Genomic DNA, 26,128 nt, shown 5'->3' on the forward strand with positions numbered 1-26,128 from the left:
TATTTGGCAGGGCCGACAATAAACCATCGGCCACCGGCTACATAATTATAAACCAATTAATACCTGAAATATGAATATTGCCATGTTAGGCTCGGGCTTTATTGCCCGCTTTTATGCGGATGCTTTAGTGGCACAACGCGGCCGCGATACCTTGATCAGCGTTTACTCGCGCAATTTAGATAAGGCTCAAAAATTTGCTGCCGACTATAAGCTCAGTATTTATACCGATGATATGGATGTGCTGGTAAACCGGGCTGATGTTGATGTGGTAATTATTTCGCTGCCCAATAACCTGCACGAGGCTGCCGTTGCTGCCTGTGCCAAAGCAAAAAAACATGTTTTATGCACCAAACCATTGGGGCGTACAGCCGCCGAAGCCAAACGAATGCTGGATATGGTAGAAGCAGCCGGAATAATGGGCGGTTATCTGGAGGATCTTTGTTATACTCCGAAGTTTTTAAAGTCGATGAAATCGGTTAAGGATGGGAGTATTGGTAAAGTGCTCTGGGCAAAATCACGCGAGGCACATCCCGGCCCGCATAGCGATTGGTTTTGGGATCAGGAGCAATCCGGCGGTGGTGCAATGGTTGATTTAGGATGCCATTGTATTGAGATAGCCCGGAATTATATTGGTAAGGAGATAAGGCCCGTTGAGGTGATGTGCTGGACAGCCACACAAGTGCATCCCATAAATGCCGAAGACAGTGCTATGGGTATGATAAAATATGCAAACGGGGCTATGGGGCAGTTTGAAGTTAGCTGGTGCTTTAGGGGTGGAATGGACCTGCGCGATGAGGTTATGGGAACCGAAGGAACTATTTGGCTGAATAACTTTTTACGCACAGGGTTTGAAATGTTTAGTACCGGTAAAGGGGGCTACGTGGCCGAAAAGGCCGAAAGTAATAGCGGATGGTTATTCCCGGTGGGGGATGAGGTGCATGAACTTGGTTACACCAATATGTTTACCAATATGTTTAATGCCATTGAAAATAAAACCGAGCCACTTGAAAGCTTTTACGATGGCTATATAGTAAATGCTATAATAGATGCGGCATACCTGTCTGCCAAAACAGGAAGGTGGGAAACAGTTCAGATTGAAGGTTGGCGGGGTAATAAAACGGAGGATAATACAGCAAACTTCCAATCGTACGATGACGAACATTATTTGATAAAAAAAGAGATCCTGCCATCGGGCGAACATAAGTTAGTATTAAAGCATAAGGTAAGCGGGCAGGTTTCAGTAAAGGATGTTAGCGCCGGGTAATCTTATTTTTGCTTATTTCAAGTTGCGGGTTAAGGTTTATTTACTTGTTAGATAGATGAACAAGATAAGTATATCTATGAAGGATTGTTTTTAACCGATGGATATCGCATTTATTTAATTATTAACTATTTATGCGTATTGGTAGATGGTGATAAGCCTCCGGTCTACATAAAAAAGACGGTGGTCTACTTGATTTTTTTAGTGTTTTAAAGTGTTGTTTCTTTGAATTGTAAAACGATAACAAATACAATACATAAACATTAAAAAAATTAAGATCATGAAAAATTCAATCAAATTAACCGCATTATTTTTATTAGCAAGCACCGGCCTTTTTGCTGCAACTTCAAAAACTTTAGCTGATAAAGCACCTGTTAAGGACGAAATTACTTTTTCAACATTAGCATCAAACAAAGGTGTTAGTATTAGGGTAGATAAAAACACACCGGGCAAAGCCATTGTGATCATTTACGATCAGGATAAAAATGTGTTACGCAAAGATGTTTTTACCAGTAATAAGCCAGCCGAAAAAGCTTACATTTTAAACAAGCTTGAAAACGGTGATTATACCATCGAAGTAACTTCAAACAAGCAAGTGATTAAAAAGGATATTCACGTTTATGATGAGTACAAAATCAAAACCTTTATAGTTAAACAATAAGAGTTTATTCATCCACGCAAAAAAGCACCGCTTTCCATAAAGGAAGCGGTGCTTTTTTGTGATTTTATTTGATAAAAATTCGTACTTATCGCCAGCCGCCGCCTAAGGCGCGGTACAGGTTAACTATTGCCTGCAACTGCTGCAAGCGGTCGTTAACGCCGCTTAGCTGGGCAGATAAAAGGCTTTGCTCTGAGGTTAGCACATCGGTATAGTTGGTTGCTGAGCTGTAGCGTAAAAGGTCCTGTGTATAGTCTACCGATTTTTGCAGGGCAATGATCTGCTTGCTGCGCGAGCCATCTTTTTCAATAGCCGTTTGATAGGCGTATAATGCGTTTGAAACTTCCTGCCCGGCATTTAATAAGCTTTGCTGAAAGTTATACAGCGCCTCTAATTGCTGTGCCTGCGCTGTTTTTAATCTTGCTTTGTTTATCCCCTGGTTAAAAATTGGCTGGGTTAAGCCTGCTGCAAAATTGTAAAATACAGAGTTGGTAAAAAAATCATTCAGCTGTAGGTTTGACCATCCGCCGCTGGCGGTAATGGTAAACGACGGATAAAAGTACGTACGTGCCAGGTTAGTGTTTTCAAAAGCACCCCTGAAAGTATATTGCGCCTGTTGAACATCTGGACGGTTCTTTAACAACTGTGATGGTACACCCGTTTGCAGATTGGTTATAGCTTGCTGTGCATCCAGCTTACCCCGGTTAAGCGCACCCGGCGGTCGGCCAACTAAAATATCAATCGCATTTTCTGTTTCGCGAATACTTCTTTTCAGATCGGGGATCGCAACCTCGGCAGCATAGCGGTTAGCTTCGCTTTGCACTACTGCGGCACCATTCACTACGGCACCTTCTTTAAGGGCTTTCATGGTTGCTACATCCTTAATTCGATTTTGCAGGGTTTGGTTAGTTATTTCAAGTTCCTTATCTAAAGCTAACAAGGTGTAATAGTTGTTGGCAATATCAGCTATCAGCTGGGTTTGAACGGCTCTTTTAGCAGCATCGGTTTGTAAAAGGTTGGCAAATGCGGCTCTTTTAGCACTGCTTAATTTCCCCCAAATATCAGCCTCCCATGATGCGCTAAGGCCTAATTGGTATGATGTTGTTAAGGTGCTGATGGTTGTCCCGGCAGGGTAATCCAAACTCGCAGCTGATAATTTAGACCGCGTGGCACTTGCATTACCGCTCAAGTTTGGTAAGTAAGCAGCCTTGCTTTGGTTTAATGTTGCCTGTGCTTCATAGATCTTTTGCACAGCCACTTTTAAATTCAGGTTGTTGTAAAGCCCTTCGTGAATCAGGGCTTTTAAAACCGTATCTGCAAAAAGATTTTCCCAGGGCATGCTGGCAATGGTAGTGGTATCGGTGTTGTCTTTTCCGCGGTACAGATCGCTGGTGTTCATTTCAGGCTGCTGGTAAGGCTTTGTTATCCGGCAGGATAACATTACGCTTATCGGCAACAATACTAAAAAGGTATATTTTAAATATATTTTGTTCATTACAATAGCTTATTTTGAAATGATAACTGCTTCCTTATCATCCTCGTCAAAATTCTTTAAGTGTGGCGGGCCGCTTATTTTTTCCTGTAAGCTTTGGAAAATGATGAATAATACCGGTATGGCAAATACACCTAATAAGGTACCTATAAACATACCACCAACTGCACCCGTACCAATTGAACGGTTACCAATTGCTCCCGCACCTGTTGAAAACATTAAGGGCATTATACCAAATATAAAGGCAAATGAGGTCATCAAAATTGGGCGCAAACGGGCTACTGCACCTTCAATGGCGGCTTGAACAATTTCCATCCCGGTACGCCTGCGTTCAAGCGCGAACTCTACGATCAGGATGGCATTTTTGGCCAGCAAGCCGATGAGCATGATCAATGAGATCTGTAAATAAATATTACTGTCGATACCCGCAACCTTAGCAAAAATGTAAGTACCTGATAAACCGATAGGCAATGATAGGAGCACTGCAAAAGGCAAAATATAGCTTTCGTACTGCGCACTCAAAAGGAAGAATACAAACACCAAACAAAGCAGGAAGATATAAGCCGACTGTGTTCCGGTAGATAATTCCTCGCGTGTTAAGCCCGAAAACTCATAGCCATAACCCGCAGGTAGTTTTTCGGCAGCTACTGCTTTTATAGCATTAATGGCATCGCCCGAGCTATAACCCGGGTTTGGTGAGCCCGTAACCGAAATAGCCGTGAACAGGTTAAACCTCGAAATAGATTCGGGGCCAAATACTTTAGTCAGCGTAACAAATTCGGTAATAGGCGCCATGGTGCCGGCATCATTACGTACAAATATTTTATTTAAGCCAACCGGGTTTGAGCGGTAACCGTAATCGGCCTGGATCATTACACGGTATTGCTTGCCAAACTCGTTAAAGTTTGATGCGTAGATACTACCATAATAACCCTGCAAAGTACTGATAACAGAAGTTACCGTAACCCCGGCCTCTTTACATTTGGGCACATTAATATCAACCTGGTATTGCGGAAAATTAGGGTTAAAGGAAATATTGGCACTTTGAATTTCCTTGCGTTTTTTAAGGGCATCCAAAAAGGTGGTACTTACTTTATATATTTCTTCTGTAGAGTGGCCGCCTTTATCCTGTAACTGAAACTCATAGCCACCACTGTTACCAAAACCTTGTATGGTAGGCGGCGAAAAGTAAAAGATACTGGCACCGTTTATACCAGCCGTTTTTTGCGACAGCTTGCCGATTACACTCTCCAGGCTTTCATTTTTGCGGTCGTCCCAGGGTTTTAGCTTCATAATCACCATAGCGTATGCACTGCCCGAACCGGCAATAAAGTTAAAGCCCACCAAACGTAAAGTGTTTTGTACCGATGGGATGGTATGGCCAATACTGTCAACCTGCGCGGCAATGGCGTTGGTACGGTCCATTGATGAGGCTGGAGGTAAGCTGATCGCAGCAAACACGGTTCCCTGGTCCTCATTAGGCACAAAGCTTGATGGGGTGGTTTTTATCAGCAAAAATAATCCTGCCGAAAACAATACGATTGCGCCGATAACTATCCATTTTTTATGCGCTAAAAAGTTAACCGATTTTTTATATTTCTGCGTGGTAACATCAAAAGCGGTATTAAAGCTTACAAAAAGCTTTTGTACAAAATTTTTCTTTTTATGTTCCTCACTGTGGGGCTTTAAAAATATGGCACACAATGCTGGGCTCAGTGTTAACGCATTTACTGCCGATAATAGGATGGCTATAGCCAGGGTGATACCAAACTGTTTATAAAATACACCTGTTGAACCTGATATAAAGGTTACCGGTAAAAATACGGCCGACATTACCAGCGTTATAGATACGATAGCACCCGAGATCTCGCTCATGGCATCAATAGATGCTTTTCTTGCCGATTGATAACCCAGATCGAGCTTGGCATGTACCGCCTCGACGACGACGATGGCATCATCTACCACAATACCTATGGCCAGCACCAGGGCAAAAAGCGTAAGCAGGTTAATGGTAAAACCAAACAGGTTTAAAAAGAAGAAGGTACCAATAATAGCCACCGGAACCGCAATGGCCGGGATCAGGGTTGACCTGAAATCCTGCAGGAAAACATACACCACAATAAACACTAATATAAATGCTTCAATCAGCGTGCGGATAACCTTTTCTATCGATGCATCCAAATATTCGTTGGCATCAACCAGGTAAGTGATCTTCATCCCTTTGGGGAATGAGGTGGATGCTTCGTCTAATATCTTTTTGGTTTCGTTAATTACATCACGGGCGTTGGAGCCTGACGTTTGGCTGATAGCAACACCTACCGCCGGTAAGCCATTGGTTCGGATGTGGAACGAATAATCTAAAGCACCCAACTCAACACGGGCAACATCTTTTAAGCGTAAAAGCTGACCTTTGCCTACCGATTTTATTACAATATCGCCAAACTCGGAAGCGGTTTTAAGGCGGCCTTTATAACGTATCACATACTCAAAGCTCTGCCCGCTGTTTTCACCAAATTTACCGGGTGCGGCCTCAATGTTTTGCTCGTTGATAGCCGTATTAATATCATCTGGAACCAAACTATATTGCGACATTACATCAGGCTTTAGCCAAATACGCATAGAATAATCGCGCGAACCAAAAACGTTGGCATCGCCTACACCGGTTACACGTTGTATTTGCGGTACTAAGTTTATTTTGGCATAGTTTTGTAAAAAGGTTTCGTCATAAGCAGGGTTATCGCTGTAAAGCGCAAAAATGATCAGGTTACTGCTCTGGCTTTTTTGTACCGTAACGCCCGATTCTGTTACCACCTGCGGCAAAAGGCTTGCTGCCCTTGATACCCGGTTCTGTACGTTTACCGCAGCTAAATCTGGGTTGGTGCCTACCTTAAAGTAAACAGTAATAGAGGCCGAACCATCGTTACTGGCAGATGAGGTCATGTAAGTCATATTCTCAACACCGTTAATCTGTTCCTCTAAAGGGATGATCACACTTTTTAATACCACGTCGGCATTGGCACCATTGTACCCGGCTGATACCTGTACCGTAGGCGGGGCAATGTCAGGATATTGAGAAATAGGCACGCTGATTAAACCCAGCATCCCCAGTATAACCAGCAATACCGATATAACAGTTGAGAGTACGGGCCGCTGTATGAATTTTTTTAACATTTTTATTTTTTATGTAGCTAACGCAATGCGTCTTTTTGCTGATCAGGATAGGTGGATCTTATTAATGCCACCGTTATATATTTCAGGGAACACAAAGTATTGTGCCCGGTACAGACCTTATTTTAAGTCTTTGTAAACAGATTCGGCACTAACCTCGTTAGGTTTAATTTCGGTATCGTCCTTAATATTGCTTACCGTTTCAATAATTATCCTGTCGCCACCTTGTAAACCGCTGGTAACAATATAAAACTGGCCTGGGGTATTATCCATAACGGTTATTACCTGGTTCTTTATCTTGTTCTGTTTATTCACCACAAAAACAAAGCGCTTGTCCTGCAAAGCATAAGTAACCGTTTGCGGAATTACAATAGCCGATTTTACCGTAGAAGGGATCCGGATGGTGGCACTGCCGCCGCTGCGTAAAAGACCTTTAGGGTTTTCAAAAGCAGCCCTGAAATTTGCGGAGCCTGTGGCGGTGTTGATCAATCCATTAATGGTTTCAACTTTACCGGTATGGTCATAAACGGAACCGTTAGATAGCAGTAGAGAAACTTTTGGCAGGTTACTTAATTTTGATTTAAGTGAGCCGCTATTCCCTGTGCTATCCTTACTAAAATCAAGTAGTTGCTTTTCGTTTATAGCAAAGTAAACATACACGGTTGCTGTATTATAAACGGTTGTTAAAGGATCGGTAGTGCTGCTGGTTACCAGGCTACCTAATTTATAAGGTAAGGAGCCAATAACGCCATTAACAGGGCTGGTGATAGTAGTGTAACCTAAGTTTACGCGTGCATTTACCAATGCGGCTTTTGCCTGCGCCAAAGCAGCTTGCTTTGATTGAAGCGTGAATTGTGCCGATTCCAATTCATAATGGCTGATGATGTCTTTTTCAACCAGTGGCTTTACTTTGTTTACCTGTAGGCTGGCAGCACTTACGTCGGCTTCGGCAGTTTTTATGCCTGCTTCGGCGGTGCGTACATCCTGCTCATATTGGGGTGCCTTTATTTTGAAAAGTAATTGTCCTTTTTTTACCAATGAACCTTCATCAACAAAAATGCCCTCAACAAAACCATCAACTTTTGGCCTTATTTCAATGTTTTGTAACCCTTGTATACTTGCAGGATAATCGGCATTTAAAGTGGCCGACCGTGGTTGCAGCGTAAGTACCTTATAGCTTGGTGTACCACCGGCTGCCGGGCCACCGTTTGGAGCACCCTTGCTGGCGCATGACAACATGAATAGCGAAACGGGTATTGCCAGTAAAGTGGTTTTTAGCAAATGGTTAAAAGTAGTTGTTAACGATGAAGCAGAATGTTTGTTAAAATTCATTGGGTGATAAGCGTGTGCAGGCTTTTGTTTAGTCTGCAAATATAACAGCGTTAGTTTATTAGTACCGGAAATAAATGTTAATAATAGTTAATGATTTTACAAAACAACCATCCCGGTAAATGGCAATCAGCAGATAGGTAAAAAGCATTATTTACCGGCAGCGAAACAATTATGAGGGGACTTATATAATTGTATAGCCTGTTTTGCCCGGACTTTGTTATTTGACGTTTAAAATAGCAAAGTGTTACAAAAAAACTATACCCATTTGCTTAAAAACTGGCTAAAGGCTTCTTTATACTGATCGCCAACGGTAATATTGATCTTGCCAATTTGCAGTGCGTTGCGGGTTATAGAGTTGATCTTATCCAGCGATACGATGAAGGAGCGGTGTACGCGCATAAATTTTTTTGAGGGCAGTTTTTCTTCGAGCGATTTTAAACTGGTTAATGATAGTACTGGTTTTTCGGCACTGTGCAGCCAAACCTTTACATAATCTTTTAAGCCTTCAATGTATAAAATATCATTAAGCGCTAGGCGAACCAGCTGGTATTCAACCTTTAAAAACAGGTATTCATCCTCAATGCGTTCTTCAACATTGGCTGTTGCAACAGGCTGCACTATAGGAGTTGCTGTCGATTTTTTAATCAACTCGGCATAAGCCAATGCTTTGTGTGCAGCATGCAAAAACTCTTCGTAATTGAATGGTTTGAGCAGGTAATCCAAAGCATCAACGCGGTAGCCTTCTAAGGCAAACTGATTATATGCCGTGGTAAAAATAATGCGGGGTTTATTGGTTTTGCTGTTATCAAGCACACGGGCCAGTTCAATACCGTTAAGATCAGGCATCTGAATATCTAAGAAAACTACATCAACCTTTTGCGAATGGATTGCCCGCAAAGCCTCTACCGCACTTGAATACCGGCCAACCAAATTTAAAAATGGTGTTTGCTCAATAAATGAGCATACCAGGCCCAGGGCCAAAGGTTCGTCATCAACAGCTATGCAATTAATTATCATGACAGATCGAGCGTTAGGTAAACTGAATAAATGCTTCCGGCAGTGTCCTCATTTATAGCTAAAGTATATTTCCCGGGATATAGCAGATCGAGCCTGCGGCGGGTATTATTTAGCCCTATGCCACTGCCTTCCTCTAAGTTATTACTTTGTTCCTTAATTATGGTATTAACTACCGATAATTCGAGCTGGTTATCTTTTTGGGATACTGATATATTGATAGAGCTTGGCTGGGTTGCACTTACTCCATGTTTAAAGGCATTTTCAACAAAAGGTAAAAATATCATGGGTGCCAGTGCGGTATCCTTCAATACATCGGGCGAAGTAAATTCTATTTTAACCACATCAGTTAAGCGAAGCTGCATTAGGCTGATATAATCTTTTATAAAAGCAATTTCCTGGCTAAGTTGTGTGGTGCTGTTTTGCGTATCATATAATACATAGCGCATCATTCTTGACAACTGGTGAATAGCCTTGCGGGAAGTATCGCCGTTGATCAGCGTAAGCGCATAAATATTATTAAGCGTATTGAAAAAGAAATGCGGGTTGATCTGCGCTTTCAGGAACGATAGTTCAGAGCTTACCCTGTCCTGTTCCATTTCCTGGTGAAGCTGTTTATCATACTGCCATTTTTCAATGGCGGTAATGCTGGTGCTTATGCCAAGTACCAGTGCGCTGGTGCCCAAAAGTGCCGCCATTGTAGCAATATCCCAGTCGTGATGGCCCCTGTGCCTTTTTGGCGGGCCGCTTTTATGAAAAGCTTCATCCAATAACTGCGGCAAATTCAGCCACTCATCAACATAACGGCTTAAAGCCACAATTACGGTTGCAACTATAATAATGGAAACCATGTAAATGGCTGTACGGTTCTTTAACAAAAACCGGGGAACCAGTATAAACGAGTTTAAATAATAAGCTACAACCAGCATACCTATTGCTATGCTTTGTTTTATCCAAAGCTGGTAGGGCACAGTTATATTCCATGATAATGGGGTGAAGAAAAAAAGCAGCATACCAAATACCGCCCATATTAAAATATGGATGATGATGGTAAATAGCTTGCTTTTTGATTTGGTAACAATCATTTCATAAAGGTTTTGTTATCAGTTGGTTAATTGGCTTATAATATATCAGCAATATTACAAACCAAATCTAAATAAAGTCAATCAAATTCTACCGGGGGCCAAAGTTTACCGACGAAGGTCTGATAATCATCTTTAAAAACCGGGGGTTGCCCTGCGAGAATTTAAACCATGCTTTTATAGGGTAAAACATGGGTTTTGTCTACTTGTATCATACCCCTGTCTATTGTGTTTTTTAATAAATTTTGTTTGGTATTTATTTGCAGCATCTAATTATAAAGATAATATGAAACTTCTATACTTTTTTATCGCTGCACTGCTCTTAATAAGCACACAAAGCTTTGCCCAAACTGGCAGGGACGTGCACGGTACGGTTCAGGACTCAACCAAGCTTACCCTGCCTGGCTCAACTATTAAATTGCTGACAGATAAAGATAGCCTGACTACTGTTACAGATGCGAAAGGTACATTTGTTTTTACAGGTGTTAAGGCAAGCCAGTTTAGTTTGGTGGTACAATCTATAGGGTACGAGCCTATAAAACGCCGCATGGTTTTGGATAATACCAATAACCCGGTGTTTTTAAAACCGATAATTTTAAAAGCTTCAACAACCATGCTGAACACGGTAACCATTAGTGATGTGCTGCCGATAAAAATAAAAGAAGATACCGTTGAGTTTAATGCCGCTGCCTACAAGGTACGTGATGGTGCACCTGTTGAGGATGTGATAAGAAAAATACCCGGTGCCGATGTGGATAAGGATGGTAACATCACCTTTCGTGGTAAAAGTGTTACCAAGGTTAGAGTAAATGGCAAAGATTTTTTTGGTGGCGATTTAAAAACAGCCACGCAAAACCTGCCTGCCGACGCTGTTCAAAATGTGCAGATGGTGAACGACTATGGCGATCAGGCCAACCTTACCGGCATTAAAACCGGGGAGCCTGAAACTGTTTTAAACATTAACATAAAACCCAGCAGAAACCACGGCTACTTTGGCCAAGCCAGCGCAGGGGCCGGCCAGGATGCCATACCGCAAATTGACGGCAGCAAGGATGGTACCCGCTATATTGCGCAAGCCAACTTATTCAACTTTAATGATAACCAGCAGATAGCCGTATTGGGCAACCTGAACAATACCAACACCAACCTGTTTAATTTTGGCGGCCCGGGTGGCCGTTCGGGCGGTGGTGGCGGCCCTCCGGGAAGTAACAATGTTACCAACGGTATAACTACGGCCCGTTCTATTGGCTTTAACTACCGCGATTCCTGGGGTAAAAAAATAACCGTTTACGGCAGCTACAGCTTTTCTGATAATTCTGTTAATACGATCAGCTCAACCATACAGAATAATATATCGCTTGATAACCCAAGCGTCAATAACCAGAGCAGTACCCAAAATGATGAAAAGAAAAATCACCGTTTCAACTTTAACCTCGAGTACAAGCCGGATACTTTAAATTTTTTAAAGGTAACCCCATCATACTCCTACGCTGGTGTAAACACCACGCAGGATGGCTCAAACATTTTAAAAAACAATGCCGGGATAGTATCTGATTATACTTTTAATTCGTTAACCAATTCATCGGCGCCGAACTATGGTGTAAATGCTTTGTATAACCACCGGTTTAATGGGCATGGCCGTAACTTCAGCATCAATATCGGTGCAGGGCGTTCAACCAGTAATACCTATCAAAACCCGGTTTATACCTATATACAAGGAGCTGCAAATGCCCCTTTAGATCAGTTTATCAACACCAACAGCCATACTGATACGCTGGGTACATCAATTTCATACATCGAGCCATTGAGCAAAAAATCATACGTAGAAGTTAATTACAGCTATCACCACGGTTATACCACTGCCGATAAGCTGACAGATACCCTTGCCAATGATAATACGGTAAATAGGTATGATCTGCTGAGCAATAACTATAACTTCACTTTTATAACCAACAGGTTTGGGTTAAACTACCGCTTTATTGATAAAAAATTCAATTATGTTTTAGGGGTAACCGCGCAGCCAACCACATTGAACGGGTACTCACCAACTACGGGTAAATCAACCAGTGTAAGCACCTTTAACTTATCGCCAAATGCGCATTACATCTATAATTTTTCGCGTACACAATCAATCAGCGCTAACTATAGTGGTAGCAGCAACCAGCCTACCTATTCGGAGTTGCAGCCGGTAACTGATTTCTCCAATGCATCGTACCCTATAACAGGTAATCCTGATTTAAAGCCCGAGTATAACAACAGCTTTTCGTTCAGGTACAATAAGTTCAATTTTGAGTCGGGCAATGTTTTCTTCAGTAATTTATCATTTACCCAAACCGATAATAAAATAGTATCAAACACTATAACTTATCCAAGCGGTTATACACCAAATCCCAAGCTATCCAGCACTATTGAAACCCAGTATAAAAATGCAAGCGGTTATTACACGGCACAGGGGTTTTATGTATTTGCCAAGCCCTGGGAAAAACGTAAATACAACCTGTTCTTCATCGGTAATGCATCGTATAGCAACAACATATCATACATTACCAATGTCGATCCAACTACTTTAGATTTTACCACAGAGAAAAATATTGCCAAAACCATTGTATTATCGCAAGGGATCCGTTTCAGGGTGGATATTACCGATGTTATTGACGCAGAGTTGAACACTACCTACGCCATCAATTCATCAAAAAATTCCATCACCCAAACGGGCATTAATGATAATTTCAGAAGCTGGATATTAGGGGTTAACGGTAAAAACTATGTTTGGAAGGATTGGACATGGAGCTACGATTATACAAAGACTCTTTATTATGGCTATAAAGGTGCTACCAACCCCAACATCCTGAATACTTATGTTGAGCGTAGGTTTTTAAAGGGTAATATGGCTACGCTCGGCAATGGATATATTTAACCAAAATACCGGGTATAGCAGCACACAGAATGGCAGCTACGTTACACAAACCAATGCCAACCGTTTAGGTAGATATGCTTTGTTAACGTTTACCTACCGTTTCCAGAAAATGGCGGGTAAGGCACCACGTATGGGTCCGGGCGGCCCGGGTGGGCCAGGTGGTCCGCCGCCGGGTGGCGGAGGCCCTCCTCCGGGAGGTGGTCCAAGTGCTGATTAATTTTTTAACAGTGTAACAGATTGAAATTTCAAGTGTCATATAGACACAATGAGCATAATGAAATTAAAAAGCTTGTAGGTTCTTTTACAAGGATCATGAGAAAAGGCCGGAGGTGAGAGGCTGGCCTGGATTTAGTTGATTGTTATTGATTTGAAAAATTAATAGCGAAGCGTTCCGAGTGAGATACGGAACGCTTTTTTTATTCAGAACAAGATCGTTAATTACGTGTTTGTCGTATATATTTACTCACTAATACCCCGGTCTTGAAAAAAATTAAATACGCCTTTTGCCTTATTGCCTTATTTTGTTGCTTAAAAAGTTTTGCTCAACAGGATACTTCCATTAAAAAACACACTGAGCAAACCACCCCGCTCATCGATTCATCCAAACAGCGGGATGCTATAGACATTTTAAAAGAGATCTTTAAAAAGAATAGTTCTGATGCCAGGAAAAAACCGCAAAGGTTAAATTTCTCGGCTGTTCCGGCAATTGGGTATTCGCTTTCAACAGGTTTCGCGGTAGATCTTACCGGCAACGTGGCTTTTTATACAAGCAGCAGTCATAAAGAAAATTTATCGGCCATTGATGCCGAACTTACTTATGATACCAAAGGGCAAAAGATCTTTGTAAGCAGGTCTGAGATCTGGGCCGATAATAACAACTATAAACTGGTTACTGACCTGCGCTTGGAAAGGTACCCCGACGATACCTATGGCCTGGGTACTTCGGCTACGGATGCTAAAGACGACCCCATTGATTTTTCATATATCCGCACTTATGCAACCTTGTTTAAAAAGGTTATTCCTGATTATTATGTAGGTTTTGGTTATAACCTCGACCGCCATTACAACATCAGCGAAACAGGTACAAAAGATAAGAGCGAAACCGAATTTGATCAATATGGTAAAACATCATCATCAACTTCATCGGGATTTAATATTGATCTGTTGTACGATAGCCGCCGCAACCCTATCAATCCACTTAACGGGGCCTTTGCATCTATCCAGTATCGCAATAATTTTACCTTTTTAGGAAGCGACCACAACTGGCGCGAGTTGCAGTTAGATTTCAGAAAGTATTTTAAATTATCGCCGCTATCTAATAATATCCTTGCGTTTTGGTCGCTCGCCACTTTTACGGGCGGTAATACGCCATACCTTGATCTGCCTGCAACCGGTGATGATATGTATAACAACAGCGGCCGCGGCTATGCCCAAAACCGTTTCAGGGGTAAGGACAGGCTTTATTTAGAAAGTGAATATCGTTTTGGCATTACCCATAACGGCCTCATAGGCGGTGTTGTATTTGCCAATGCCGAAAGTTTTACCGGGTACCAAACTAATAGTTTTGAAAAAATTGCCCCAGCCGGTGGTACAGGTTTAAGGATAAAGATCAATAAACACTCCAATACCAATGTTTGTATTGATTATGCCTATGGCATTTATGGCTCACATGGCTTTTTTGTGAACCTTGGCGAAGTGTTTTGATGTTTTTAATAATTTATGATGATTATTTAGCGTAATCTCATTTCTTTGCATAACCATTATACGTTCCTGTTCAATTAAATTTTAGTGTTTTGCCTGCAGCCTGATAAATATTTAGCATAAAAAATGTTAAATTTTGCTGGTGGTATTTGCAGCCTTATTTAATAAATGTAATATGCACAGATATTGTTTAACACTTGATCTTAAAGACGACCTTGCCCTTATAGCCGAATATGAAAAATACCATAAACAGGTATGGCCCGAGGTGCTTAAAAGTATCAGTGATTCGGGCATAACAGCAATGGAGATTTACCGTTTTGATACCCGTTTATTTATGATAATGGAATCCGTTGATGATTTCAGCTTTGAGAAAAAGAATGAAGCGGACGCAGTTAACAGTAAGGTACAGGCGTGGGAAACCCTGATGTGGAATTTTCAGGAACCGCTGAAAAAAGCCATGAAGGGCGAAAAATGGGTACTGATGAATAAGATATTTGAATTATAAATAAACTTAATTACCTGCCGTTATGTTAAAAAAACTGAATTTATTACTAATACTTTCTTTTTTAACCTTTTCAGCTTTATTTGCGCAAAAAAGGATAGGCACCGAAACTGATGCCCAAAAGGAGAAGCGCATGGAATGGTGGCAAAACGACCGTTTCGGGATGTTCATCCACTGGGGATTATATTCAGGTGCTGCACGGCACGAGTGGGTTAAGCATAACGAGAAAATAACCAACGAAGGTTACCAGAAGTATTTCGATCAGTTTAACCCTGATCTTTTTGATCCGCAGAAATGGGCCAAAGAAGCGAAGGCAGCCGGCATGAAATACGCGGTGCTGACCACCAAACACCATGAAGGTTTTTGTTTGTTCGATTCAAAATATACCGATTATAAAGCCCCAAACACCCAGGCCAAACGCGACCTGGTGCGCGAATATGTTAACGCCTTTAGGGCACAGGGCTTAAAGGTTGGGTTTTACTACTCATTGCTCGATTGGCACCACCCAGATTATACCATTGATGATATTCATCCGCAATCGCCAAAAGATAAAAGCGATGCCAATTATGCCCGGATCAATAAGGGGCGCGATATGGCCAAATACAGGCAGTATATGCGCAACCAGATCACCGAGCTATTAACCAATTATGGCAAAATAGATATTTTATGGCTCGATTTTTCGTTCCCGCAAAAAGATGGGCATGGAAAAGGTAGAGAGGACTGGGGATCAGTAGAATTATTAAAACTGATCAGGAAATTACAGCCGGGAATTATTGTTGATAACAGGCTGAACCTGGAAGAATATAAAGACGGCGCCGATTTTGTTACCCCCGAACAGGTAAGCACCGCCGAACTGGCAAAATACAGGGGCCAAACCTGGGAAACCTGCCAAACATTTTCGGGTTCATGGGGCTATTACAGGGACGAAAATACCTGGAAAACTCACCGCCAGCTGCTCGATCTGTTGATTACCTCGGTAAGCAACGGTGGTAACCTGATTTTAAACGTAGGCCCAACTGCCCGTGGGGAATTTGACAGTCGCGCAACACATGCCTTAGATAGCTTGAGCCACTGGATGCATGCAAACAGCAATTCTATTTATAACTGTACTTACGCGCCTGATACCTATAAAATACCCGAAGGCGAAAAGCTTACTTACAATAAGACTACCAAACGTTTATATGTACAGTTGTATAACTACCCGGCTAATGGCAAGTTGGTATTGTCGGGCTATGGTGGTAAAATTAAATACGCACAGTTTTTAAATGACCATTCCGAGTTATTGTACAAACCGGCTGCTGATAATACAGGTGATTTAATACTTACACTCCCGGAGAAAAAGCCTGATTACGAAATTCCGGTTGTTGAACTTACGCTTGAATAATTACAGGTCATAAAAATTAAGATACAGAGATGTCGGTACAAAGAGATACATATTTACAGATCCATCCAAAAGATAATGTATTGGTAGCCTTGCAGAATTTGACACAGGGTACAATTATAAACTTTAACGGGGCAACATTTGCACTTACTGATAGTGTTGCAGCCAAGCATAAGTTCAGCCTAACTGATCTGCAGCCCGGCGATGAGATTTTAATGTATGGGGTATTGGTAGGCAGGGCAGTTGTACCTGTCCCGCAGGGTGGCCCTATCAGCACGCAAACGGTTCACCATGCAGCAGGTTCATTTAAATTAGGTGAACGTAAACTCAGCTGGCACAAGCCCGATACCGGGAAATATGCTGATAAAACCTTTATGGGCTATCACCGTGCCGATGGTTCAGTTGGTACAAATAATTACTGGGTGGTTGTCCCCCTGGTATTTTGCGAGAACCGGAACATCAATGTTTTGAAAGAAGCATTGTCTGAAAAATTGGGTTACAAAAAAGCCAAAAGTTACGAGGGAGATGTGGATCAGTTGATTGATCTTTACCAGGCGGGCAAATCCGTACAGGAAATATTAAATGCCGATATACAGGCAGGTGCCGATAAGGCCCGGTCAAAACGGCTGTTTAAAAATATAGATGGCATTAAGTTTTTAAACCACAGCATGGGCTGCGGCGGCACAAAAGAAGATTCAGATACGCTATGCGGACTGATAGCCGGTTACATCACCCACCCTAATGTAGCGGGTGCAACCATACTAAGTTTAGGTTGCCAGCACGCACAGGTAAGCATTTTGCAGGAGCAGATAAAAAAGCGGGATGCAAACTTCAGTAAGCCAATGGTTGTACTTGAGCAGCAAAAGGTGGGCACCGAAAGCGAAATGATGCAGCAGGCCTTAAAGCAAACCTTTGCAGGCCTGGTTCAGGCCGATCAGCAGCAGCGGGAGCCGGCACCTTTATCAAAATTATGTATCGGGTTGGAGTGCGGGGGGTCGGATGGCTTTTCGGGTATATCTGCAAACCCGGCTTTAGGTTATGTATCTGATCTTTTAGTATCTATGGGCGGCTCGGTGATCTTAGCTGAATTTCCTGAACTTTGCGGTGTTGAGCAGGAATTGAGTGATCGTTGTATCAATGAGGAAAAGGCCAACTATTTCATGAAACTCATGACCTCCTATAATGCCCGTGCAGAAGCTGATGGATCAGGTTTTTACGCTAACCCATCACCGGGCAACATCAGGGATGGCTTAATTACCGATGCTATAAAATCGGCAGGGGCTGCCAAAAAAGGCGGCACATCACCTGTTATGGATGTATTGGATTATCCCGAAAAGGTGACTAAGGGTGGCCTCAACCTGCTTTGCACACCCGGCAGCGATGTGGAAAGTACTACTGCCGAGGTTGCTGCCGGTGCCAACATTGTTTTATTTACTACTGGCCTGGGCACACCAACAGGTAACCCGGTAACCCCGGTAATAAAGCTTTCAACCAATACGGCAATCGCGCTTAAAATGCCGGATATTATCGATATAAACTGCGGAACCATTATAGAAGGCGAAGAAACTATTGAGCAAGCCGGCGAGCGGATATTAGACTACGTGATACAGGTTGCCAGCGGCGAAATTGAACCCAAGGCAGTGCAGTTAGGGCAGGATGATTTTATCCCCTGGAAAAGGGGCGTGTCTTTATAGGGTTTGAGAAATTGCTGACTAAAAGCTTCGGCTTTCATTAATTAATAGAAGATGTTTAAAATAACCAATAAAACAGTAATTATAACGGGCGGCGGCAGTGGCATAGGTAAAGCTATTTCCTTGCTTTTTGCAAAGCAGGGCGCGGTAGTGCACATCATCGAACTAAATACAGATGCTGCCGAAATTGCTGTTAATGAAATATTAACCGCCGGTGGCCAGGCATTTAGCCACACCTGCGATGTAAGCAAGCAACAGCAGGTAATTGATACCTTTACTAAGATAGGCAAGGTTGATGTTTTGATAAATAATGCTGGAATAGCGCACGTGGGCCGCGTTGATACAACGGCCGAAACTGATTTCGACAGGGTGATGAATGTGAATGTTAAAGGCGCTTATAATTGTTTGTTTGCTGTTGTGCCTATAATGAAAACAAATGGAGGTGGGGTTATTTTAAATACGGCATCAATTGCAGCGCATGTGGGTATTACTGACAGGTTTGCCTATTCAACCAGCAAGGGTGCTATTTACGCCATGACCATGTCTGTTGCCCGCGATTATATTAATGATAATATCCGCTGTAACAGCATCTCCCCGGCACGCATCCATACACCGTTTGTAGATGGATTTATAGCTAAAAACTATGCGGGCAAGGAGGCTGAGATTTTCGAAAAGCTTTCAAAATCGCAGCCAATCGGCAGGATGGGCCAACCGGAAGAAGTTGCCGCGCTTGCCTTATATTTATGCTCGGACGAGGCCGGCTTTATTACCGGCAGCGATTACCCTATTGATGGTGGTTTTATTACATTGAACAATTAAGATTTTAAATAAACCTGCAAAGGTTTACACAACTAATATCCATACCCTATGAAGCTGATACGATTTGGCGAGCCCGGGAAAGAAAAGACCGGGGTTATTATCAATTATAAAAAATATGATACTTCGGCATTTGGCGAAGATTACGGCGAAGCCTTTTTTGAGAACGACGGCTTAAACCGCTTAACCGATTTTGTGGAAAGCAACCTGCTGCCTGAAATTGGCGAAGATGTGCGCTTGGGCAGCCCGCTTGGCCGGCCTTCAAAAATAGTTTGCATCGGCCTTAACTATGTTGATCATGCTAAAGAAACTAATGCAACACCACCAACCGAGCCTGTAATATTTATGAAAGCCACAACGGCCATTGTTGGTCCGTTTGATGATATTATCATCCCTAAAAATTCGGTAAAAACAGATTGGGAGGTTGAATTGGCCGTGGTGATAGGTACAAAAGCAAGTTATGTAAGCGAGGCTGATGCAATGGATTATGTTGCCGGCTACGTATTGCATAATGATGTTTCAGAACGCGAGTTCCAGATTGAGCGCGGCGGCACCTGGGATAAAGGTAAGGGTTGCGATACGTTTGCACCCATCGGTCCGTTTTTTGCCACTAAGGATGAAATTGAGGATCCGCATAACCTGCGCTTATGGTTAAAAGTTAATGGCCAGCTAATGCAAAATGGCACAACCGCCAACTTTATATTTAATTTACCGCAGCTTATATCCTATACCAGCCAGTTCATGACCCTTTTGCCCGGCGATATTATATCAACCGGTACACCGGCAGGCGTAGGCCTGGGTATGAAACCACCGCTATACCTAAAAGCTGGCGACGTTGTTGAGTTAGGTATTGACGGTTTGGGCGAATCCCGCCAGGTATTGGTTGATTATAAACCAGAATAAGAAACCCGTTACATCCAAACGCAGGGAGAGATTGCAACATTCTTCCCTGTGTTTGCAATAACTATTTGAGGGCTAAGCCTGTCATTTAAACTTTTCTTTCCACATCTTTCCAAAACAATTGTTGGCAATATGGTATTGCCCGGGGCAGCAATTAGTTATAATTTAGAACGCCTTATTACAGGGACTACCATGATATTATCAGACAAAACAATTTTAGAGGAAATAGAAAAAGGACACATCATTATTGAGCCCTTTCAGCGCGAATGTTTAGGTACAAACTCCTACGATGTACATTTGGGTAAATACCTTGCTACTTATAAAGACAGGGTGCTGGATGCCAAGCTTCATAACGAAATTTCTTTTTTTGAGATCCCTAAGGATGGATTTGTTTTACAAACCAATACGCTGTACCTGGGCGTTACGATGGAATACACCGAAACCCATAAGCATATTCCTTTTTTAGAAGGTAAATCAAGCACAGGCCGTTTGGGGATTGATATACATGCTACCGCCGGTAAGGGAGATGTAGGTTTCTGTAACACCTGGACACTTGAAATATCATGTACACAACCTGTTAAAATTTATGCTGGCATGCCTATTGGACAGCTTATATATTTTGTGGTGGAAGGCGAGATAGAAACCTTTTACAATACCAAGCCAAACGCCAAATACAATTCGCCATCAACCCGCCCAGTTGAGAGTATGATGTGGAAGAATAAGTTTTAAGTTAATTCAGGAAGCTTATTTGCTGTTAGTGTCACTAAGTTTTTAGTCAATTAATTATTAATCAATGCTTTGTGTATTGTAATAATCTTGTTACCAATAATGGGGGTTTTTATGTGTAGATTGGGGTTTCTAAACCCTTATTGCCCCTATGAACTACAAACGCATAATTGCCGTCCTTTTCCTGATTGTTGGAGTCACTTCGTTCCTGGCGTTTAAAATTGTTGACGACGATCCGATCATCAGCAAAATAGCTGCACAATTGGATGCATGGCTCGGCAGCAATCCGCAGGAGAAGATCTACCTGCAAATGGATAAGCCCTATTATGCAACCGGCGATACCATTTGGTTTAAGGCCTATGATGTTATTGCCCGTAAGCACCAGCTATCGGCACTAAGTGGTGTGCTCAATGTCGACCTGATAGATGATCGCGATTCCATAAAGCAAAGCATTAAATTACCTATAGAAAGCGGTGTGAGCTGGGGCGATTTTACCCTGTCAGATACTATTAAAGAAGGTAATTACCGTATCCGCGCCTACACAAACTGGATGCGCAATGCCGGCGAAGATTACTTTTTTGATAAAACCATCAATGTGGTAAGTGCTATAAACAATAGTGTTTATACCCAAACCAAGTACACCTACAGTACACAAAATAATGAGCATAAAGTAAACGCAAGCATTAGTTTTGCCGATGCAAATGGTAAGCGCTATGCAAGTAAAAATGTAAGTTACGAAGTGAAAATTGGCGGCAAAACAATTGGCCGCGGTAAAGGTCAAACAGATGATATTGGTAACATAAACATCAGTTTTAGCAGTAAACAGGCCGGTGCGGTTAAAAATGGAAAAATTATTACCTCTTTACAGATAAGTGATAAAACAACCGTTGAGAAACAAATATTGTTAAAGGCAACATCAGGTAATGTTGATGTTCAGTTTTTTCCTGAAGGAGGAAACCTTGTTAATGGTAATGATTCAAAAATTGCGTTTAAGGCTATAGGGGCCGATGGTTTAGGGACCGATGTAAAAGGTATAGTGGTTGACGGTCAGAATAAGGAAGTAGCCAATTTTAACAGTACACATTTAGGGATGGGCAGTTTTTCATTCACTCCCGAAAGTGGTAAAAGCTATAAAGCAAAGCTGACTTATGCAGATGGCTCTGAAAATACTGTTGATTTGCCGAAGGCAGGGAATGAGGGATTTTCAATTGCCATTGATGATACTGCAAAATATGCTTTAACAGTAAAAATATTACCCGGTGCAACAGCTGCTGCAGGCACTGCACAGCCCGGGGGCTTAATATTAATTGCCCAGGCTAACGGTGTTGTGTATTACGCTGCCAAAAGTGAACCTGGAACTAAAGATTTTACAGCTCATATCTTGAAAAGAAAATTTCCTTCAGGTATAGTACAGTTTACGCTTTTTTCTCCTGCCGGGGAGCCTTTGAACGAACGTTTGGTATTTATTCAGAATGCCGATCAGCTTAAAATGGATTTAACCGCAAAGGAAAGTTATGCACCGCGTGAAAAAGTAAAAGTAATGCTTAATGTTGCTGACAGGGTAGATAAACCAGTTATGGGTAGTTTTTCAGTATCTGTAACAAACGAAACAAAAATGCCGGTTGATGAAGCTTCGGAAAATACAATTATCAGTAACTTGCTGCTAACATCAGATATAAAGGGCTACATTGAAAAGCCTAATTATTATTTTGCCGACGTAAATGAAAAAACGCGGGCTGATCTTGATGTGCTGATGCTTACACAGGGATACCGCAGATTTGAATGGAAGCAACTATTAAATAATAGTATCCCGGCCCCTGTTTACCAGGTTGAAAAATCACTTGCTATATCGGGCCAATTAAAATCAATGATCTTTAATAAGCCATTAGCAAAAGGGCAGGTAAGGATACTGAGTAATAAGGGCGGTTTTTTTATGATAGATACCCTATCAGACAATGAAGGTAATTTTACCTTTAACGACATGGTTTTTAATGATAGTACTAAGTTTTTAATTCAGGGTAGGAGTGCCAAAGACCGTAAAAACATTAAGATTAATCTAAATACTGTATCACCACAACCTGTTGGCTTTAATAAAAATGCACCCGACCAAAAAGTAAATCTTGGTGATGGTTTATCACCCTTTTTGCAAAGCAGTAAGGATTATTATGAAAACCTTATTAAATATGGTGTAGTAAAGCGTCCTATAATGCTTAATGAGGTTGTGATCAAGGAAAAGAAAAACGTGGTACTACGGTCTGAAAACCTGAATGGTCCAGGTAATGCAGATGCGGTAATATTAGCTGATAAGCTTGGCAACTGTGGTAGCTTTTTGCTGAATTGTTTACAGGGATTAATTCCTGGTGTTACATTTAAAAATGGACTGCCTTATAATATTCGCCAAAATGCAACAATGGCAATAGTGGTTGACGGTAATTTTGTTGATGATGATGTTTTTACAGAAATTGATCCCACTACAGTTGAAAGCGTTGAAGCAATTGTAAGCTTACATTTTGCCGCAATTTACGGAAGCCGTGCCGCAAACGGAGCTTTGATTATCACTACAAAACGTGGTCGTTCAAACGCTGATTTATTACGGTATGCACCGGGTGTGGTTATATATACGCCCAAAGGATATTATAAAGCCCGTGAATTTTATTCGCCACAGTATGATAACCCTAAAACCAATACTCAGATTCCTGATATTAGAAATACTATTTACTGGAAACCAAACATCATTACCGATAAGGATGGTAAGGCATCATTTGAGTATTTTAATGCTGATACAAAAGGTACCTATCGTGTAGTGGTTGAGGGTATTGACGCCGATGGTAATTTAGGCCGGCAGGTTTACAGGTATAAGGTACAATAGTTCCCGGGCCTGTTATTTTGTTGTTGCCGTTGGTACATAATCAACCGGTAACAGTTCGGCAATAAGCCTTGTAGCCCAGTTACCGTCAAAAATTACACTTCTGGGGTTCATAATGATGCCATTGTAATCAAAAAATGCATGCGGATCATTAAATATTACGGTTGTAGCTAAAGGATCGTCCAGGTAATCAGGCGATATTAAAAGGTTGGGATCCGGTTTTAAATGCGCTCTTTTTTTATTGTAAAGTATATAAAGGCAATCTTTAAAACCTAAAGCAAATTCACCTTTTACGTCAGTAAGGCTGGCAAATTCATTGGCGGTTAAAGGCGTGTTCACTAAATTTTGAATATATTTATTGTTAAACCCATCGTAACTGGGGTTAGGCTTCCTGATCAGTCTGAAAACTTTAAAGCCTTCCAGTTCATAGGTGTTGTTGATAAGGGAACGTAAAAAGTGAACGCTTGAACCTTCGTAAGCATTGAGCCTGTTTTTTGCCCATTTTCGTTTTTGGGCCGATGAGCCATCAAGTTCCTGGAAAGATGCTGTACCTTCATAATAAGAGATGGAGGTAACAGTATCATTTTTAAAATCAGATAATAAGTATCGTATCTTATAACCGAGAGCTTTATTTTCTATCTCTAAAAAATCATTTGACCTGGCGGTAAGCACCCGGGTACTACTATTATAGTCAAGGTCGAGCAGGTCGGGATTAAGGATCTTACAATCCTTTGCGTATGCAGATGGACCGAAAAAGTATCTTTTAAACAATTCATAATCCCTTGCCCAATTGTTATTGGGTTTGATGCGTACTTCCTGTAAAAGGATGGTTTTGGGAGATATTTCAATCCCGGCCAATTTAATATTGCTGTTCACCATTATATTTTGATGGTAGGTTTCAAACCCGACTACCGAAACAACAAGGTCATATTGGCCGGGTCTTACCCCCGTTAAGGTATATGAACCATTATCGTCGGATTTTGTGCCCACAACGGCATTGTTTAAAAACACACTGGCATTAGCAATTGGTTTTTTATCACTCGTGCTAATTACCGTACCTGTAATTGTGTATTGCGCAAAGCCGCTAAAAGGTAGTAAAAACAGAAAAATGAGCAATTGCTTAATCATATTTAAAATTAACTAAATAGTTAGTTATTGAGATGGTTTTGTGATTTTATTTTTTGATCAGATAACAGGAAGAGGGTAGCATTTATAATGCTCAGCCTCAATTGCATGGTTTTTGAGTCTGCTGTTTTTAAAAAAAAATTAAAAACTATATTAAACCTTTTTAAAAAACGTTGTTCTTATAGTTAATTAAACATATACTTATGAAAAAAATCTTATCCATCATTGGCTGCATTATAGTGATCGCAGCATCTTCATGTACTAAAAAGTACATTACACCTAACCCGAATCAAACCATTTTGTTAAATGTTAAATCCAATACCTGGACTACTACCGATGGTGGTAAAACATACTCATCAGTAATCAACACCCCCGAAATTGACAGCTATTTTAATGATCATGGCGGTGTGCTGGTTTATTTTAGCTTTACCAGTGGTGTATATGAGCAAATTCCTGAAGTTTACCAGGGAATATCATTCAGCTATACCCACAATCCGGGTAGTTTAGCTTTGTACGCCCAGGCATCTGATGGTGTTACGGTTATACAGCCACCTGCTGATGCAGTTGTAAAACTGTTATTAATTGATTCGAACTAAGAAAAAGGAACTTATTTATGAAGCAAAAACGACGCGTTACCTATGGTAAAGCGTCGTTTTTGTTAGTTTAATATTTTAGTAAATAATTATTTTTCCATTTGCTCAATAACAGCCTGTGTTACACCGGTAAAGGAGAAACCGCCATCGTGAAACAGGTTTTGCATGGTAACCATCTTGGTAAGATCAGAAAACATGCTTACACAATAATCAGCACATTGATTAGCATCAGCATTACCAAGCGGGCTCATTTTTTCGGCGTAGTTAATAAAGCCATCAAAGCCTTTAACGCCCGAACCTGCAGTTGTACGTGTAGGTGATTGCGAAACTGTATTGATACGAACCTTTTTTTGTACGCCATAATAATAACCAAAGCTGCGTGCAATGCTTTCCAGGTAGGCTTTGTTATCAGCCATGTCATTATAATCAGGGAATACACGCTGTGCTGCAATATAAGTTAAGGCCAAAACTGAACCCCACTCGTTTATGGCATCCATTTTCATGGCAGTTTGTAATACCCTGTGCAAGCTCAATGCTGATATATCTAAACCTTTGTGCGTAAAATCGTAATTGTTATCGGTGTATTTAATGCCTTTGCGCACATTAACACTCATACCAATAGAATGCAGGATAAAATCAACTCCGCCACCAAAATGCTCTTTTGATTTAGTGAACAGGTTGGCAATATCATCATTGCTGGTTACATCGGCAGCAATAACAGGTGCGTTGCACTCTTCGGCCAGTTTATTTAGTTCTCCCATGCGCAGGGCTATGGGGGCGTTGGTCAAAATAATTTCTGCGCCTTCTTCAACAGCACGCTGAGCCACTTTCCAGGCAATGGATTGCTCATTCAGCGCACCAAAAATGATACCTTTTTTACCTTTTAATAAGTTATAAGCCATA

At 41.4% G+C, this 26,128-nt stretch carries 20 protein-coding genes; 13 read left to right on the top strand and 7 right to left on the bottom strand.

Features of this window, described 5'->3' with window-relative positions:
• The first annotated feature begins 70 nt into the window (after positions 1-70).
• Both ACQY4U_RS07015 and ACQY4U_RS07020 read left to right on the top strand, forming a co-directional pair.
• Positions 71-1,264: a Gfo/Idh/MocA family protein gene (locus tag ACQY4U_RS07015; RefSeq protein WP_428328681.1), complete on the top strand. Its 1,194-nt coding sequence runs from the start codon at positions 71-73 to the stop codon at positions 1,262-1,264.
• Between the two features lie 277 nt (positions 1,265-1,541).
• Positions 1,542-1,922: a DUF4469 domain-containing protein gene (locus ACQY4U_RS07020; RefSeq protein WP_428328682.1), complete on the top strand. Its 381-nt coding sequence runs from the start codon at positions 1,542-1,544 to the stop codon at positions 1,920-1,922.
• A gap of 85 nt (positions 1,923-2,007) precedes the next feature.
• Here the strand turns inward: ACQY4U_RS07020 and ACQY4U_RS07025 are convergent, their stop codons facing one another.
• From ACQY4U_RS07025 to ACQY4U_RS07045, 5 genes are all read right to left on the bottom strand, one after another.
• The gene (locus ACQY4U_RS07025) at positions 2,008-3,414 is read right to left on the bottom strand and encodes an efflux transporter outer membrane subunit (RefSeq protein WP_428328683.1); all 1,407 of its coding nucleotides are present in this window, start codon (positions 3,412-3,414) and stop codon (positions 2,008-2,010) included.
• Positions 3,415-3,423: 9 nt separating this feature from the next.
• Positions 3,424-6,582, bottom strand: a complete 3,159-nt coding sequence (locus ACQY4U_RS07030) for an efflux RND transporter permease subunit (protein ID WP_428328684.1) — start codon at positions 6,580-6,582, stop codon at positions 3,424-3,426.
• A gap of 117 nt (positions 6,583-6,699) precedes the next feature.
• Positions 6,700-7,911, bottom strand: coding sequence for an efflux RND transporter periplasmic adaptor subunit (locus tag ACQY4U_RS07035; protein ID WP_428328685.1), 1,212 nt, complete (start codon positions 7,909-7,911; stop codon positions 6,700-6,702).
• A 255-nt stretch (positions 7,912-8,166) separates the two neighbouring features.
• On the bottom strand, positions 8,167-8,928 hold the full coding sequence (locus ACQY4U_RS07040) for a LytR/AlgR family response regulator transcription factor (RefSeq protein ID WP_428328686.1): 762 nt from the start codon (positions 8,926-8,928) through the stop codon (positions 8,167-8,169).
• Positions 8,925-10,010 (bottom strand): sensor histidine kinase, encoded by a 1,086-nt coding sequence (locus ACQY4U_RS07045; RefSeq protein ID WP_428328687.1) that lies wholly within the window; start codon positions 10,008-10,010, stop codon positions 8,925-8,927. Before ACQY4U_RS07045 ends, ACQY4U_RS07040 begins: the two co-directional genes overlap by 4 nt.
• Positions 10,011-10,293: 283 nt before the next feature.
• Here ACQY4U_RS07045 and ACQY4U_RS07050 point away from each other — a divergent pair, with 283 nt between their 5' ends.
• From ACQY4U_RS07050 to ACQY4U_RS07095, 10 genes are all read left to right on the top strand, one after another.
• On the top strand, positions 10,294-12,924 hold the full coding sequence (locus ACQY4U_RS07050) for an outer membrane beta-barrel protein (protein WP_428328688.1): 2,631 nt from the start codon (positions 10,294-10,296) through the stop codon (positions 12,922-12,924).
• Positions 12,911-13,141: a hypothetical protein gene (locus ACQY4U_RS07055; protein WP_428328689.1), complete on the top strand. Its 231-nt coding sequence runs from the start codon at positions 12,911-12,913 to the stop codon at positions 13,139-13,141. Before ACQY4U_RS07050 ends, ACQY4U_RS07055 begins: the two co-directional genes overlap by 14 nt.
• Before the next feature lie 263 nt (positions 13,142-13,404).
• Positions 13,405-14,628: a BamA/TamA family outer membrane protein gene (locus ACQY4U_RS07060; RefSeq protein ID WP_428328690.1), complete on the top strand. Its 1,224-nt coding sequence runs from the start codon at positions 13,405-13,407 to the stop codon at positions 14,626-14,628.
• Positions 14,629-14,800: 172 nt separating this feature from the next.
• Positions 14,801-15,130, top strand: coding sequence for an L-rhamnose mutarotase (locus ACQY4U_RS07065; protein WP_428328691.1), 330 nt, complete (start codon positions 14,801-14,803; stop codon positions 15,128-15,130).
• 22 nt (positions 15,131-15,152) lie between these two features.
• Positions 15,153-16,511, top strand: a complete 1,359-nt coding sequence (locus tag ACQY4U_RS07070; protein ID WP_428328692.1) for an alpha-L-fucosidase — start codon at positions 15,153-15,155, stop codon at positions 16,509-16,511.
• 29 nt (positions 16,512-16,540) lie between these two features.
• Complete coding sequence (locus tag ACQY4U_RS07075) at positions 16,541-18,202, top strand: UxaA family hydrolase (protein WP_428328693.1); 1,662 nt, start codon at positions 16,541-16,543, stop codon at positions 18,200-18,202.
• Between the two features lie 51 nt (positions 18,203-18,253).
• Positions 18,254-19,018: an SDR family NAD(P)-dependent oxidoreductase gene (locus ACQY4U_RS07080; protein ID WP_428328694.1), complete on the top strand. Its 765-nt coding sequence runs from the start codon at positions 18,254-18,256 to the stop codon at positions 19,016-19,018.
• Positions 19,019-19,066: 48 nt separating this feature from the next.
• Complete coding sequence (locus ACQY4U_RS07085; RefSeq protein ID WP_428328695.1) at positions 19,067-19,918, top strand: fumarylacetoacetate hydrolase family protein; 852 nt, start codon at positions 19,067-19,069, stop codon at positions 19,916-19,918.
• Positions 19,919-20,107: 189 nt separating this feature from the next.
• Complete coding sequence (gene dcd / locus ACQY4U_RS07090) at positions 20,108-20,644, top strand: dCTP deaminase (RefSeq protein ID WP_428329734.1); 537 nt, start codon at positions 20,108-20,110, stop codon at positions 20,642-20,644.
• 148 nt (positions 20,645-20,792) lie between these two features.
• Positions 20,793-23,510 carry a TonB-dependent receptor gene (locus ACQY4U_RS07095; RefSeq protein WP_428328696.1) on the top strand — a complete coding sequence of 906 codons (2,718 nt, stop codon included), beginning with the start codon at positions 20,793-20,795 and terminating at the stop codon, positions 23,508-23,510.
• 12 nt (positions 23,511-23,522) lie between these two features.
• Here ACQY4U_RS07095 and ACQY4U_RS07100 read toward each other — a convergent pair whose 3' ends face one another.
• On the bottom strand, positions 23,523-24,635 hold the full coding sequence (locus ACQY4U_RS07100; protein WP_428328697.1) for a carboxypeptidase-like regulatory domain-containing protein: 1,113 nt from the start codon (positions 24,633-24,635) through the stop codon (positions 23,523-23,525).
• 200 nt (positions 24,636-24,835) lie between these two features.
• Here ACQY4U_RS07100 and ACQY4U_RS07105 point away from each other — a divergent pair, with 200 nt between their 5' ends.
• Positions 24,836-25,228, top strand: coding sequence for a hypothetical protein (locus tag ACQY4U_RS07105; protein ID WP_428328698.1), 393 nt, complete (start codon positions 24,836-24,838; stop codon positions 25,226-25,228).
• A gap of 86 nt (positions 25,229-25,314) precedes the next feature.
• Here the strand turns inward: ACQY4U_RS07105 and ACQY4U_RS07110 are convergent, their stop codons facing one another.
• Positions 25,315-26,127, bottom strand: coding sequence for an enoyl-ACP reductase FabI (locus ACQY4U_RS07110; protein WP_428328699.1), 813 nt, complete (start codon positions 26,125-26,127; stop codon positions 25,315-25,317).
• Between the last annotated feature and the right edge of the window lies 1 nt (position 26,128).

Origin of the sequence: Mucilaginibacter sp. (genome assembly GCF_965277465.1) — a bacterium.
In the GTDB taxonomy this organism is placed as follows: domain Bacteria; phylum Bacteroidota; class Bacteroidia; order Sphingobacteriales; family Sphingobacteriaceae; genus Mucilaginibacter.

Coding starts and splice junctions, on each gene's coding strand:
- ACQY4U_RS07035 (WP_428328685.1), bottom strand. CDS start 7,911: ATGAATTTTAACAAACATTCTGCTTCATCGTTAACAACTACTTTTAAC.
- dcd (WP_428329734.1), top strand. CDS start 20,108: ATGATATTATCAGACAAAACAATTTTAGAGGAAATAGAAAAAGGACAC.
- ACQY4U_RS07110 (WP_428328699.1), bottom strand. CDS start 26,127: ATGGCTTATAACTTATTAAAAGGTAAAAAAGGTATCATTTTTGGTGCG.
- ACQY4U_RS07095 (WP_428328696.1), top strand. CDS start 20,793: ATGAACTACAAACGCATAATTGCCGTCCTTTTCCTGATTGTTGGAGTC.
- ACQY4U_RS07085 (WP_428328695.1), top strand. CDS start 19,067: ATGAAGCTGATACGATTTGGCGAGCCCGGGAAAGAAAAGACCGGGGTT.
- ACQY4U_RS07030 (WP_428328684.1), bottom strand. CDS start 6,582: ATGTTAAAAAAATTCATACAGCGGCCCGTACTCTCAACTGTTATATCG.
- ACQY4U_RS07055 (WP_428328689.1), top strand. CDS start 12,911: ATGGATATATTTAACCAAAATACCGGGTATAGCAGCACACAGAATGGC.
- ACQY4U_RS07020 (WP_428328682.1), top strand. CDS start 1,542: ATGAAAAATTCAATCAAATTAACCGCATTATTTTTATTAGCAAGCACC.
- ACQY4U_RS07025 (WP_428328683.1), bottom strand. CDS start 3,414: ATGAACAAAATATATTTAAAATATACCTTTTTAGTATTGTTGCCGATA.
- ACQY4U_RS07070 (WP_428328692.1), top strand. CDS start 15,153: ATGTTAAAAAAACTGAATTTATTACTAATACTTTCTTTTTTAACCTTT.
- ACQY4U_RS07080 (WP_428328694.1), top strand. CDS start 18,254: ATGTTTAAAATAACCAATAAAACAGTAATTATAACGGGCGGCGGCAGT.
- ACQY4U_RS07105 (WP_428328698.1), top strand. CDS start 24,836: ATGAAAAAAATCTTATCCATCATTGGCTGCATTATAGTGATCGCAGCA.
- ACQY4U_RS07075 (WP_428328693.1), top strand. CDS start 16,541: ATGTCGGTACAAAGAGATACATATTTACAGATCCATCCAAAAGATAAT.
- ACQY4U_RS07100 (WP_428328697.1), bottom strand. CDS start 24,635: ATGATTAAGCAATTGCTCATTTTTCTGTTTTTACTACCTTTTAGCGGC.
- ACQY4U_RS07045 (WP_428328687.1), bottom strand. CDS start 10,010: ATGATTGTTACCAAATCAAAAAGCAAGCTATTTACCATCATCATCCAT.
- ACQY4U_RS07050 (WP_428328688.1), top strand. CDS start 10,294: ATGAAACTTCTATACTTTTTTATCGCTGCACTGCTCTTAATAAGCACA.
- ACQY4U_RS07040 (WP_428328686.1), bottom strand. CDS start 8,928: ATGATAATTAATTGCATAGCTGTTGATGACGAACCTTTGGCCCTGGGC.
- ACQY4U_RS07065 (WP_428328691.1), top strand. CDS start 14,801: ATGCACAGATATTGTTTAACACTTGATCTTAAAGACGACCTTGCCCTT.
- ACQY4U_RS07015 (WP_428328681.1), top strand. CDS start 71: ATGAATATTGCCATGTTAGGCTCGGGCTTTATTGCCCGCTTTTATGCG.